General features: G+C 71.0%; 14 protein-coding genes. 2 read left to right on the forward strand and 12 right to left on the reverse strand.

All coding sequences use genetic code 11. From position 1 onward, the window contains the following. Positions 1 to 13 precede the first annotated feature (13 nt). Both ACZ6R6_RS03785 and ACZ6R6_RS03790 read right to left on the reverse strand, forming a co-directional pair. Positions 14 to 1,171 (reverse strand): 5-(carboxyamino)imidazole ribonucleotide synthase, encoded by a 1,158-nt coding sequence (locus ACZ6R6_RS03785; protein WP_470089929.1) that lies wholly within the window; start codon positions 1,169 to 1,171, stop codon positions 14 to 16. A gap of 36 nt (positions 1,172 to 1,207) precedes the next feature. Beyond that, positions 1,208 to 2,152 (reverse strand): hypothetical protein, encoded by a 945-nt coding sequence (locus ACZ6R6_RS03790; RefSeq protein ID WP_470089931.1) that lies wholly within the window; start codon positions 2,150 to 2,152, stop codon positions 1,208 to 1,210. Between the two features lie 295 nt (positions 2,153 to 2,447). On the opposite strand from ACZ6R6_RS03790, the gene ACZ6R6_RS03795 reads away from it, so the two are divergent. Further along, positions 2,448 to 2,927, forward strand: coding sequence for a GtrA family protein (locus tag ACZ6R6_RS03795; RefSeq protein ID WP_470089933.1), 480 nt, complete (start codon positions 2,448 to 2,450; stop codon positions 2,925 to 2,927). A gap of 127 nt (positions 2,928 to 3,054) precedes the next feature. Here the strand turns inward: ACZ6R6_RS03795 and ACZ6R6_RS03800 are convergent, their stop codons facing one another. From ACZ6R6_RS03800 to ACZ6R6_RS03840, 9 genes are all read right to left on the reverse strand, one after another. After that, a complete protein-coding gene (locus ACZ6R6_RS03800; protein ID WP_470089935.1) occupies positions 3,055 to 4,332 on the reverse strand; it encodes an ATP-binding protein in 1,278 nt (425 codons plus the stop codon). Between the two features lie 3 nt (positions 4,333 to 4,335). Further along, positions 4,336 to 5,004: a response regulator transcription factor gene (locus tag ACZ6R6_RS03805; RefSeq protein ID WP_012888073.1), complete on the reverse strand. Its 669-nt coding sequence runs from the start codon at positions 5,002 to 5,004 to the stop codon at positions 4,336 to 4,338. Between the two features lie 249 nt (positions 5,005 to 5,253). Continuing rightward, entirely contained in the window at positions 5,254 to 5,736 is a 483-nt protein-coding gene (bfr, locus tag ACZ6R6_RS03810; protein ID WP_470089937.1) for a bacterioferritin, read from the reverse strand. A 15-nt stretch (positions 5,737 to 5,751) separates the two neighbouring features. Next, complete coding sequence (locus ACZ6R6_RS03815) at positions 5,752 to 5,931, reverse strand: (2Fe-2S)-binding protein (RefSeq protein WP_470089938.1); 180 nt, start codon at positions 5,929 to 5,931, stop codon at positions 5,752 to 5,754. Positions 5,932 to 6,146: 215 nt separating this feature from the next. Then, positions 6,147 to 6,764, reverse strand: a complete 618-nt coding sequence (locus ACZ6R6_RS03820; RefSeq protein ID WP_470089940.1) for an MBL fold metallo-hydrolase — start codon at positions 6,762 to 6,764, stop codon at positions 6,147 to 6,149. Continuing rightward, positions 6,761 to 7,846: an S-(hydroxymethyl)mycothiol dehydrogenase gene (locus ACZ6R6_RS03825; RefSeq protein WP_306859204.1), complete on the reverse strand. Its 1,086-nt coding sequence runs from the start codon at positions 7,844 to 7,846 to the stop codon at positions 6,761 to 6,763. The genes ACZ6R6_RS03820 and ACZ6R6_RS03825 overlap by 4 nt, the downstream gene beginning before the upstream one ends. Positions 7,847 to 7,921: 75 nt before the next feature. Next, positions 7,922 to 8,914 carry an adenylate/guanylate cyclase domain-containing protein gene (locus ACZ6R6_RS03830; RefSeq protein WP_470089942.1) on the reverse strand — a complete coding sequence of 331 codons (993 nt, stop codon included), beginning with the start codon at positions 8,912 to 8,914 and terminating at the stop codon, positions 7,922 to 7,924. Positions 8,915 to 8,960: 46 nt separating this feature from the next. Then, positions 8,961 to 9,461 (reverse strand): PH domain-containing protein, encoded by a 501-nt coding sequence (locus ACZ6R6_RS03835; RefSeq protein ID WP_470089943.1) that lies wholly within the window; start codon positions 9,459 to 9,461, stop codon positions 8,961 to 8,963. Positions 9,462 to 9,494: 33 nt separating this feature from the next. Further along, on the reverse strand, positions 9,495 to 10,319 hold the full coding sequence (locus ACZ6R6_RS03840; RefSeq protein WP_470089945.1) for a biotin--[acetyl-CoA-carboxylase] ligase: 825 nt from the start codon (positions 10,317 to 10,319) through the stop codon (positions 9,495 to 9,497). A gap of 156 nt (positions 10,320 to 10,475) precedes the next feature. On the opposite strand from ACZ6R6_RS03840, the gene fdhD reads away from it, so the two are divergent. Continuing rightward, a complete protein-coding gene (gene fdhD, locus ACZ6R6_RS03845) occupies positions 10,476 to 11,324 on the forward strand; it encodes a formate dehydrogenase accessory sulfurtransferase FdhD (RefSeq protein WP_470089946.1) in 849 nt (282 codons plus the stop codon). Between the two features lie 99 nt (positions 11,325 to 11,423). Here the strand turns inward: fdhD and ACZ6R6_RS03850 are convergent, their stop codons facing one another. Then, the gene (locus ACZ6R6_RS03850) at positions 11,424 to 11,879 is read right to left on the reverse strand and encodes a GNAT family N-acetyltransferase (RefSeq protein WP_470089948.1); all 456 of its coding nucleotides are present in this window, start codon (positions 11,877 to 11,879) and stop codon (positions 11,424 to 11,426) included. Between the last annotated feature and the right edge of the window lie 6 nt (positions 11,880 to 11,885).

Genomic DNA, 11,885 nt, shown 5'->3' on the forward strand with positions numbered 1-11,885 from the left:
TGGATCCGCCCGCTCACGTGTATACGCCCTCGGTGAGGTAGACGGCGGCGTGCCGGGCCCGGGCCCGGACCTCCTCCAGGTCGGTGCCCAGGGCGGTGACGTGGCCGATCTTACGGCCGGGCCGTACTTCCTTGCCGTAGAAGTGGACCTTGATCCCCGGGTCGTGCGCCATCACGTGCTCGTAGCGGGAGAAGATGTCGGGGTCGTCGCCGCCCAGGAGGTTGGCCATCACCACGACCGGCGCGGTCTGCGCGGGCGAGCCGAGCGGCAGGTCGAGCACGGCGCGCAGGTGCTGCTCGAACTGGGAGGTGCGGGAGCCGTCGATGGTCCAGTGCCCGCTGTTGTGGGGGCGCATGGCCAGCTCGTTGACCACCAGCCCGGAGGCGGTGGCGAACATCTCCACGGCCAGCAGCCCGCTGACGCCCAGCTCGTTGGCTATCGTCAGGGCGATCCGCTGGGCTGCCGCGGCCTGCTCGGGGTCGAGCCCCGGCGCGGGGGCGAGCACCTCGACGCAGATGCCGTCGCGCTGGACGGTCTCCACGACCGGGTAGCTGACCCCCTGCCCGTGCGGCGACCGGGCGACCAGGACGGCCAGCTCCCGCTCGAAGGGCACGAACGCCTCGGCCATCAGCGGCACCCCGCTCGCCAGGACCTCCGCCGCGTCCGCCGCGGACCGGCAGACCCAGACGCCGCGCCCGTCGTAGCCGCCGCGCACGGCCTTGAGCACGACCGGCCAGCCGTTCTCCGCGGCGAACTCCTCGACGTCGCCGGCCGTGGCGATCCGCCGCCAGGGCGGGCAGGGGGCGCCGATCGCGGTCAGCCGCTCGCGCATCACGGCCTTGTCCTGGGCGTGCACGAGCGCGTCGGCACCGGGATGTACGGCGGGGCCGTCCGCGGCCAGCGCGCGGATGTGCTCGGTGGGCACGTGCTCGTGGTCGAAGGTGACCGCGTCGCACCCCTTGGCGAAGTCGCGCAGGTCCGCCAGGTTGCGGTAGTCGCCCAGGCGCACGTCGGCGATCACCCGGGCGGCGCTCTCGTCCGGCGAGTTGGCCAGCACCCGCAGCTCCACCCCGAGGGCGATGGCCGCCTGCTGGGTCATGCGGGCCAGCTGGCCCGCTCCGATCATGCCGACGACGGGTCCGATGGGACCGGCCAAAGAAGGGCTGCTCACGGCGGTTGAGTTTACCGGCCCCCCGGAAGGCGGAGGTCAGCCGGTGGTGAGGTCGGCGAGGGAGCTGCGCGCGGCGACGGTGGACAGCTTGGCTCCGCCGCTCACCTCCGTGGCCAGGAGCACGATCTCGGTGCCGGTCAGCCCGGCGGCCCGGCCCTTCCCGGTGAACCCGCGCAACACCTCCTCGCCGTAGATCGGGTGCCTCAGCGAGGAACGGCCCGGCCCGGCCCGCTGCCGGTGTTCGATCTCCAGGGCGTGGATGACGAGCGCGCCCCCGCCGGGCAGCAGCAGCGCCCGCTCCGGGCCGACGAGCAGCCGGACGTCGGAGGCGAGCCGGTCGGGCCGTACCTTCCGGGGCCGCTGGACCAGCTCGTCGAACAGCTCCCTGGCGGCGTCCTTCCTGGGGAAGGTCACCCCGCTCACCCCGGCGGGGTCGGTCAGGTAGGTCAGATAGCGCTGCGGCGCCAGGCGCGCCTCGACCCCGATGCCGGGATCGTCGGCGGGCACCGCGCCCCCGGCCGGCTCGCGCGGCTCGCCCCGCACCGGGATGGGGCCGGCGGCGAGCCTCCAGTCGTCGCCCCCGTGGACGAACAGGAAGTAGGCCGGGACGGGCCTGCGGGCCAGCGCGACGAACCAGCGGTCGGCGCCGGCCGTGGCCGGCAGGAAGAACTCCGCGTCGGTGTATCTCTTCCTGGCGGGAGCTGGGCGGCCGTTCCGGGTCGCCTCGCAGGCACGGCCGCCCAGCGTATTCTCCGCCCAGGTGGTGAGCTCCTCGATCGCCGGGCAGTCCCGCTCTCGCCAGGCCCGGTCGAGCCGGTCCAGCAGCTCGAAGGCCCGGGCGGCCTCGGCGGGCTCGACCGCGCGGGCGGATGCCTCGGGCGGCGGCCCCGCCTCACGGGGTGTGCTCCCCCCGCCGGCCGTCGCGCCGCAGCCGGCCGTCATGCACAGGCCGAGGAGCAGGAGGAGCAGGCGGCGGGGCAAGGAGTGGTCCCGTGGTCGTGGCCGTCGCGGGCGGCGATCCGTCTGACCGATCGCAGGGGATCGACTCCCCCCGAAGTCTCCCTGCGATCTACCGGATCAGAGTAACGTCAGATGCCCGGATTTATCCGGCTAACGCGTGGTATTTGTTGAAATATTCTTAGCTGACTGCTATGCACAACAGCCGGTCAACGGCGGGCGGAAGGCGGGGCTACACCGGTAGCCTGGCAGGAGAATGTCCAAGGTCCTCCCGAGTGGCGGATCCACAGCCAACCCTGGAAAGGACCGTGCAGGAAACGTGCAGTTTCTGCGACGTGCCTACGAGCGGTTCGCCGGCCTGGTCCGCGAGCTGTCGAAGTTCGGGACCATCGGAGCGATCGCCTTCGTCGTCGACACCGGCGGCTTCAACCTGCTCCAGTACGGCCTGCACTGGGGGACCCTGACCTCGAAGGTGATCGCCACGGTGGTCGCGACCACCTTCGCCTACTTCGGCAACCGCCACTGGACCTACCGGCACCGGGAGCAGAGCGGGCTCGCCCGGGAATACTTCCTGTTCTTCCTGCTCAACGGGGTCGCCCTGCTGATCGGGCTGCTGTGCATCGGCTTCACCCGCTACACCCTGGAGCTGACCGACCCGCTGAGCATCAACGTCGCCAACCTGATCGGCATCGGCCTGGGGACGCTGTTCCGGTTCTGGTCCTACAAGAAGTGGGTCTTCCTCTCGGCCACCGAAGACGTGCCGAAGGAGCTCCCCAACGAGCCCACGCGGACCCGCTGACCGCCCGCCCGCACCGGCCGCCAGGTCCCGTCGGCCTCCAGACCGCGCCGGTCCGCCAGGTCCTCCGGTCCGCCAGATCGCCGGCCCTCGGACCACGCCGGTCCACCGAGTCCCCCGGTCCGCCAGGTCACGCCGGTCCGCTGACCACCCGGGTCCTGCCGGTGTCGCCGACCTGCCGCAGGAACAGCGCGAAGGCCGCCGGGCGCGGCCGTACCAGCTCAAGGCGGCCGCCGTCGGCGGCGGCCAGCGCCCGCGCGAGGGTCAGCCCCAGCCCGGTGCCGCCCGCCCCGCTCACGTTGCGCTCGAAGACCCGGGGGGCGAGGTCATCGGGGATGCCCTGCCCCTCGTCGGCGATCTCGATCACGATGGACCTGTCCTTGTCGCTGGTGGTCAGCGTCACCGTGCCGTCGCCGTGCTCCAGCGAGTTCTCGAGGAGGGTGGAGATCACCTGGCTGATGCCGCCGCTGGTGCCCACCGCCTGAAGCCCGCGCGTGCCGGACAGCTTGAGCTGCCGCCCGACCCTGCGGAAGGCCGGGCCCCACTCGATGAACTGCTGGTCCAGCAGGTCGTCGAGCTCGACGACCTCGGCCTGGGCGTGCCGCTGCCGCCGGGCCGCGGCCAGCAGTTCGTCGATCACCGCGGTGAGCCGCTCGGCCTGCACGATGGCGGCCTCGCCCTCCTCCTTGACGACGCCGGGCTCGTGCGCGGCGGCCACGATCTCCTCCAGCCGCATGGTCAACCCGGTGAGCGGGGTGCGGAGCTGGTGCGAGGCGTCGGTCGCGAACTCCCGCTCCCTGGCCAGCAGGTCGGAGATCCGGGTCGCGCTGCGGTCCAGCACCTCGGCCACCCGGTCGAGCTCCTGGATGCCGTAGCGGTGCTTGCTCGGCCTCGCGTCCCCGGAACCGAGCCGCTCAGCGATCATCGCCAGGTCGCTGAGCGGGAGCGTCAGACGGCGTGACTGCACGATGGCGAGCCCCACCGCCACCGCGAGAGCCGCCGCGGCGAGCGCCAGGATGAGCAGCAGCCACGCCCGGACCTCGCGCTCCACCTCCGTCTTGTCCCGGCTGACCGCGACGTACACCCCGTTCTCCGACTGGGCGTCCTGGGTCATCTTGTGGCTCTCGGGGGGCTCGTCGCCCACCGTGATCACCTGGGGAGGTGTCCCTTTTGCATAGATTTGTATGTAACGGTCAGGGTATTTGCTCTTGAGCTGCTCGGGGTCGATGGGCTGATCCTGGATGCGGGCATACTCCACCTCCCCCAGCAGGCTTTTGGCCTGGGAGGAGAGTTCCTGGGTCGCTTCTTCCTCGATCAGCCGGTTGACCGCCACGCCCAGAGGGATGCCGAGCAGGAGCACCCCGATGACCGCGACGAGCAAGGTGGAGGAGAGTAGTCGACGACGCATCACCTACTCGCGTTCGAACCGGAAGCCGACCCCTCGGACCGTCGTGATGTAACGGGGCTTGGCGGCGTCGTCGCCCAGCTTGCGACGCAGCCACGAGATGTGCATGTCGAGGGTCTTGGTGGAACCCCACCAGTTGGTGTCCCACACCTCGCGCATGATCTGCTCGCGGGTCACCACCTTGCCGGCGTCGCGGACGAGGACGCGCAGCAGGTCGAATTCCTTGGTCGTCAGGTGCAGTTCCTTGTCGCCCATCCAGGCGCGACGTGAGTCGGCGTCGATGCGCACGCCCTGCACCACGGGTGTCTCGGAGGTGCCGCGCCGCAGGAGGGCGCGGACCCTGGCCAGGAGCTCCGCCAGGCGGAACGGTTTGGTGACGTAGTCGTCGGCCCCGGCGTCGAGGCCCACCACGGTGTCCACCTCGTCGACCCGGGCCGTGAGGATGAGCACGGGCGTGCCGTGGCCCTCCGCGCGGATGCGCCTGGCCACTTCGAGCCCGTCCATCTCAGGCAGGCCCAGGTCAAGAACTATCAAGTCGATGCCACCCGACAGAGCCCGTTCCAGGGCCTGCGGGCCGTCGGGGCTCACCTCAACTTGGTAGCCCTCGCGGCGTAGCGCACGCGCCAATGGCTCGGAGATCGAGGTGTCATCCTCGGCGAGAAGTACACAGGTCATGTTGCGATCGTAGGACCTTAGGGGATCGTTTCCCGGGCACAGCGCGCGGTTTGACTCGTCATTGACCTATCCATTGACCTGGGCAAACACTGATAAATCCCGGATAGTCGTCCCGCAACGGTTCAGGGCCGCGCGGTACTGCTCCCGCCTCGTAAGGGCCTGGAAAGGACAGGACCGCCAATGACCTCCCCGACAAAACAGAACACGCCCAGCCGTAAAGGACGCGGCGGGCGTGTTCGGGCGATCGGCTCAGGAAGCCGACGGCGGCTCGGCGTAGCGGGCCAGATAGAGCTGCTCGCCGAGGCTCTCGATGAGCCCCAGCTCGGTCTCCAGGTAGTCGATGTGGTGCTCCTCGTCCTGGAGGATCTCCTCGAAGAGGCGGGCCGAGGTGTGGTCGCCCTTCTCGCGCATCAGGATGATGGCGGGCCGCAGCCGGGTCACGACCTCGAGCTCGATGTTCAGGTCTGCGCGGAGCTGCTCCTGGACGGTCTGGCCGATGTGCAGGATGCCCAGCTTCTGGTAGTTGGGCAGACCCTCGAGGAAAAGGATGCGGTCCGTCAGCTTCTCGGCGTGGCGCATCTCGTCGATGGACTCTTCGCGGGTGTATTTCGCGAGTCTGGTGTATCCCCAGTTCTCCTGCATCTTGGCGTGCAGGAAGTACTGGTTGATGGCCGTCAGCTCGGCCGTGAGCTGTTCGTTGAGCAGTTCGATGATTTTCTTGTCGCCCTGCATGGCGGGCTCCTCGTGCTATGCGGTCGGCATCAGATCTTCAGACCGCTTCAGGATCGCACAGATCTTCCGCACGCATGAAGCGCAGTCGCCACCGGCACCGGTGATGTCGCGGACCTGGCGCGCGCTCCTCGCACCGCCCGCGATGCAGTCATGCACCTCGTTCTCGGTAACCGCGCGACAGACACATACATACATGGCGGGGGACAGGCCTCTCGTGGAGCGAAGTAGGTAAGGCACACCTAATGTAGCTCATTCGGTAAGGCTTGCCTATGTGCTGTGAGACACATAAGGCGCACTCCCCCGCCACGTAAGACACATGGGGCGTACTCCCCCGCCACGTCACCGACCACGCCGCGCCGCGCCGCCCGGCCCCGCCGGGTCATCCGGGGCCGGGCGACGTGACAGCGGCGTCAGTGACCTCTGGCCAGCCACTCCTGCAGATGCGGGGCCTCCGCGCCGATCGTGGTGGAGTCGCCGTGGCCGGTGTGCACGACGGTGTCCTCCGGCAGGGTCAGCAGCCGCCTCCGGATCGAGTCGATGATCGTCTCGAAGGAGGAGAAGGACCTGCCCGTCGCGCCGGGGCCGCCCTGGAACAGGGTGTCGCCGGTGAAGACCGCGCCGGCCCCGGGGGCGTGCAGGCAGACCGCGCCCGGCGCGTGGCCGGGCGTGTGCAGCACGGTGAGCTCCACGCCGCCCGCCGAGAGCACCTGGCCGTCCTTCAGCGGTGTGTACGGCATGTCGCCGTAGACCATCTCCCACAGCACCTGGTCGGCCGGGTGGAGCAGGATCGGCGCGCCCACCCGCGCGGCGAGATCGGCCGCGGCGTTGATGTGGTCGTTGTGCCCGTGGGTGCAGACGATCGCCGTGACCTCACGGCCGCCGATCCTCCCGACGATGGCGTCGGCGTCGTGCGCCGCGTCGATGACGACGACCTCGCTGTCGGAGCCGACCAGCCAGACGTTGTTGTCGACCTCCCACGTCCCGCCGTCCAGCGAGAACGTGCCCGAAGTGACGATCTTGTCGATCACAGGACCACCACCGAACGGAGCACCTCGCCGCGCTGCATCTTGGCGAAGGCCTCCTCCACGTCGCCGAGGCCGACCGTCTCGGAGACGAAGCCCTCCAGGTTCAGCCGCCCCTGGAGGTAGAGGTCGATGAGCATAGGGAAGTCACGGCTGGGCAGGCAGTCGCCGTACCAGGACGACTTCAGCGCCCCGCCGCGGCCGAAGACGTCCAGCAGCGGCAGCTCCACCGTCATCTCGGGGGTGGGCACGCCCACCAGGACCACGGTCCCGGCCAGGTCACGGGCGTAGAAGGCCTGCTTGTAGGTCTCCGGACGGCCGACCGCCTCGATCACCACGTCCGCGCCGTTGCCGTCGGTGATCTCCCTGATCGCCTCCACCGCGTCGGTGGTGCGGGAGTTGACCGTGTGCGTGGCGCCGAAGTCCTTGGCCCAGGCGAGCTTGCGGTCGTCCACGTCGACCGCGATGATCTTCGTGGCACCCGCCAGCCAGGAGCCGTGGACCGCCGCGCCGCCGACGCCGCCACAGCCGATGACGGCCACGCTGTCGCCGCGGGTCACACCGCCGGTGTTGATGGCCGCGCCGATGCCCGCCATCACGCCGCAGCCGAGCAGGCCCGCCACCGTCGCCGGCGCCGCCGGATTCACCTTGGTGCACTGCCCGGCGGCCACCAGGGTCTTCTCGATGAAGGCGCCGATGCCCAGGGCCGGGCTGAGCGGCGTGCCGTCCGCCAGGGTCATCCGCTGGGTGGCGTTGTGGGTGTTGAAGCAGTACCACGGACGGCCACGCCGGCAGGCGCGGCAGTCGCCGCAGACCGCCCGCCAGTTCAGGATCACGTAGTCGCCGGGGGCCACGTCGGTGACCCCCTCGCCGACGGCCTCGACCACTCCGGCGGCCTCGTGGCCGAGCAGGAACGGGAAGTCGTCGTTGATCCCGCCCTCGCGGTAGTGCAGGTCCGTGTGGCAGACGCCACAGGCCTGAACGGTCACCACCGCCTCGCCGGGACCGGGGTCGGGCACGTGGACCGTCTCCAGGGAGACGGGCTCACCCTTGCCACGCGCGACCACGCCTTGCACGGTGTACGGCATGTCCTGCACCTCATCTTCGAGCTCGGTTACCGGTGGAAAAGCGTCTTCACGGACGCGCCCCCACGTCCATGCCTATCAGGCCCTGCGGAGCACGTACGGCTGGACCACCCCGAGGCCGCGGGCGGGCCGGCGCCGGATGCGGTGCGCCTCGACGCCGGGCACCTCCGCGACGGCCTCGGCCAGCCCGCCGTCGACGACGATCGTGCCCGGCCGGGCGATGGCCGTCAGCCGGGCCGCCAGATTGACGGTGGTCCCGAAGACGTCGCCCATCACCGGCAGGACCGGGCCGTAGGCCAGGCCGATCCGCACCTCGGGCCCGTAGCGCCGGATGACCTCGACCAGCTCCAGCGCGATCACCGCGGCCTTGCCCGGGTCGGCCGCGGTGAACAGCACCTCGTCGCCGAGCGTCTTGACCAGCCGCCCCCCGTGCGCGGCGACCACGTCGGAGGCCCGCGACTCGAACCCCTCGACCAGCTCGGCCAGGGCCCGTTCGTCCAGCTCGCGGGAGACCTGGGTGAAGGAGACCAGGTCGGCGAAGCCCACCGCGAGGGTCAACCGGGTGGGCACGACCTCCTCGGTGAGGTCGGTGATGGCCAGCAGCCGGGTCCCCGCGGCGGCCAGCTGGGCGCGCCAGACATGGGCCAGCACCCGCTCGAAGTCCGGCAGCAGCCGGTGCGCGGTCTCCAGGACCGCGGCCAGGTCGGCGTCGGAGGGCGGCTGGTCCGGGTCGAGCATGGCGCCGACCATGATCTCGGCCTGCCACTGCGCCAGCCGGGCGGTCGTCTGGCCCAGCGCCCTGGCCATCCGGACGACCGTCTGGTCGTCCAGCAGCCCGCCCTCGATCATCGCCCCGACCCGCCGGAGCGCGGCCACGTCGGCGTCGGTGAAGGCCACCGCGTCGTCGGCGAGCGTGGCGAACCCCAGGGCCCGCCAGATCCGCTCGGCGAGATCCTGCGGCACGTCGGCGAGCTCGGCCACCTGGACCCGGGTGTAGCGGGGCGACGAGCCGACGAAGAGGCGTTCGATCTCCTCGGCCGTCGGACGTCTCGTCACTTCCCCTCCGCCCATCTTCCTGCTCCAATCCAGGAGGTTACGCCACCTGGTCCGCCGTCCCTCACGGGTCTCCGTCGGCCGCGTCGTCGAGCGCGCGGAACAGCTCGGCCCGCACCTCCTGGATGCGGGGGATGTCGCGCAGGGTGATGTGGCCCTGCTCGCCGGCCGACTCGACGTTGAGCGTCCCGGAGCCGAACATCCGTTCCACCAGCGTCTGGTCGGCGCTGACGGTGTTGACCTTGCTCATCGGGATGTCGTCGTTGGACTTGTTCAGCACGCCCGTGCTGATCGTCAGCCGGTGCGAGGTGAGCACGTAGGAGGTGTTCTTCCACTGCAGGTACGGCGCGAACGACCACACGGTCAGCAGCCCGACGGCGAGCACGGCCACCGCGATGCGCGCGTAGGAGTCGTACTCGAAGGCGGGCATGAGGAAAATCGCCACACTGGACCCGGCGATGATGAGGACCAGCGCGAGGAACGGGATGACGAGGCGCTTCCAGTGAGGGTGGAACGTGCGGATGCGCTGTTCCCCCTCCGTCAGGTGGTGATCAGGGAGACCCATGGGGCAAATCGTGGCACGCCTGGCCGCCCCGCGTCATGATGTGTGCGGTCTGACGTGCACGACGTCGCCGGCGCTCAGCGTGTGCTCCTCCCCCTTGGAGCGGACGAGCAGGTGGCCGGAGTGGTCGATGCCGGTGGCCAGCCCGGTGAGCACCCGCTCTCCGGGCAGCTCCACCCTGACCTCGCTGCCGACCGTCGCGCTGATCCCGAGGTAGGCGGCCCGCAGCCCGCACGCGTCGGCGTCGCCGTCGGCCTGCGACCACTCGCGGTAGTGGGCCTCGATCTCCCGCAGTACCGCCCGGATGATCGGGTCGCGGTCGACGCAGGCGGCCTCCTCGATGGCCAGCGAGGTGGCGGTCTCCACGGGCAGCTCGTCGGCGCGGACGCTCACGTTGAGCCCGACGCCCACGATCACCGCGCTGTCCACCCGCTCGGCGAGGACGCCGGCGAGCTTGCGCTCCCCGATCAGCAGGTCGTTGGGCCATTTCAGGCGGACGTCCACCTCGGCGACCCTGCGCACGGCCGAGGCGACGGCCAGGCCGACGAGCAGCGGCAGCCAGCCCTGTGCGGTGGGAGGCGGGTCGGGCCGCAGCAGCACCGAGAACGTCAGGCCGGAGCGCGGCGGCGCGCTCCAGACGCGGCCCAGCCTGCCGCGGCCGGCGAACTGCGCCTCGGCGATGACCACGGCTCCCTGCCGGGCACCGTCCCGGACGGCCTGCGCGAGGTCGGCGTTCGTCGAACCGGTCCTGCCGACGACGGTGATGTCGGACCACAGGCCGCCGGGGCGGACCAGGGCACGGGTGAGCGCCGCCTGGGACAGCGGCGGGCGGTCTAGATCGGTGAAGGGCGAGTCGAGCACTTAGCCATCTTCCCTCCCTTAGCGACCGCCTGTTACCGAATTACGGCAATGACCTGGGAATACTGTGACCGTAGGTGAGGAGTGGCCCGGAGGGCGGCTATCCGCACAGGTGGGGCGGGGGAAGATGGGACACGTGCGGAACGGGACGGAGCGTTCATGAATGGCGTCACGAGGCCGGGGCCGACCACGCGGACCCGGATCCGGCAGGTGTCGGCCGGGGCCGTCAGCGACCACCGTGACGACCTGGCCACCGAGGAGCCGCTGGAGATCCGGATCCAGGCCGGCACGGCCCGCCGTACGGTCGCCATCACCATGCGGACCCCGGGGCACGACTTCGAGCTGGCCGCGGGGTTCCTGCACGGCGAGGGGCTCGTCGCGGCGGAGGAGGTCTCCTCCATCGCCTACTGCACCGACGACGACGTGGCGCCCGAGGCGCGCTACAACACGGTGACGGTACGGCTGCGCGGCGGGCGGCTGCCCGACCTGCCCGCCCTCGACCGGCATTTCATGACGTCGAGCGCCTGCGGCGTCTGCGGCACCGCCAGCCTCGACGCCCTGCGCGGCCGCTGCTCCCCGCTGCCCGCCCAGGAGGACCTGCGGATCTCACCCGAGACCCTGTACGGCCTGCCGTACCGGCTGCGGGAGGGCCAGGGCGTGTTCGGCAAGACCGGGGGGCTGCACGCGGCCGGGCTGTTCACCGCCGGAGGGGAGCTCCTGGCGATCCGCGAGGACGTGGGGCGGCACAACGCGGTCGACAAGCTGGTGGGCTGGGCCCTGATGGGCGGGAGGCTGCCGCTGGGCGGGCACATCCTGATGGTCAGCGGGCGCAGCAGCTACGAGATCATGCAGAAGGCCCTGGCCGCGGGCGTGCCGGTCGTCTGCGCGGTCTCCGCCCCCTCCTCCCTGGCCGTCGACCTGGCCAGGGAGTTCGGGATGACGCTGGTCGGCTTCCTCCGCGAGGAGCGCTTCAACCTCTATTCGGCCCCGGAGCGGATCCTCCCCTGAGCCCCCGCCGCCGGCGGACGTCCGTGACACGGCGGCGCTGGCCCCGCCGGCCCGGAGCGCGGCGGCGAGGCCGGCGGGCCGTCCCGTCGCGGGGACCGCTCAGCCGTCGAGCCGTTTCGCCATGAAGACCACATCACGCGGTCCCGACCTGCGGCGTTCGGTGATCTCGTAGCCCAGGCGCAGGTAGAGCGCGATGTTCGGCTCCATCCGGGCGTTGGTGTACAGCCGCAGCGCCCCCAGGCCCGCCGTACGGGCCCGGTCCTCGGCGAAGGCCAGCAGGCGCCTGCCGAGCCCCCGGCCGTGCCGGCCGGGGGCGACCGCCACGTTGTCCACCAGCAGCACGCCGTCCTCGGGGACCAGCACGACCAGCCCGGCGATCCCCTCCTCCGGCCCTTCCTCCTCCAGCAGATGGACGTGGCCGGCCGCGACGTGCGCGGCGTAGTCGTCGTCCATCGGCTTGGGGCGGACGCCGATCAGGTCCGCCCACGGCTGGTAGGCCGCCGTCACGAGCTCCTCGACCGCCGGCACGTCATCGGGCCGGGCGAGACGGATCACCGGATC

This window comes from Streptosporangium sp. NPDC048886, from assembly GCF_055586905.1.

Bases quoted from the DNA above. Each gene is read 5' to 3' on its own strand.
- ACZ6R6_RS03800 (WP_470089935.1), bottom strand. From the start codon at position 4,332: ATGCGTCGTCGACTACTCTCCTCCACCTTGCTCGTCGCGGTCATCGGG.
- ACZ6R6_RS03805 (WP_012888073.1), bottom strand. From the start codon at position 5,004: ATGACCTGTGTACTTCTCGCCGAGGATGACACCTCGATCTCCGAGCCA.
- bfr (WP_470089937.1), bottom strand. From the start codon at position 5,736: ATGCAGGGCGACAAGAAAATCATCGAACTGCTCAACGAACAGCTCACG.
- ACZ6R6_RS03815 (WP_470089938.1), bottom strand. From the start codon at position 5,931: ATGTATGTATGTGTCTGTCGCGCGGTTACCGAGAACGAGGTGCATGAC.
- ACZ6R6_RS03825 (WP_306859204.1), bottom strand. From the start codon at position 7,846: ATGCCGTACACCGTGCAAGGCGTGGTCGCGCGTGGCAAGGGTGAGCCC.
- ACZ6R6_RS03830 (WP_470089942.1), bottom strand. From the start codon at position 8,914: ATGGGCGGAGGGGAAGTGACGAGACGTCCGACGGCCGAGGAGATCGAA.
- ACZ6R6_RS03835 (WP_470089943.1), bottom strand. From the start codon at position 9,461: ATGGGTCTCCCTGATCACCACCTGACGGAGGGGGAACAGCGCATCCGC.
- fdhD (WP_470089946.1), top strand. From the start codon at position 10,476: ATGAATGGCGTCACGAGGCCGGGGCCGACCACGCGGACCCGGATCCGG.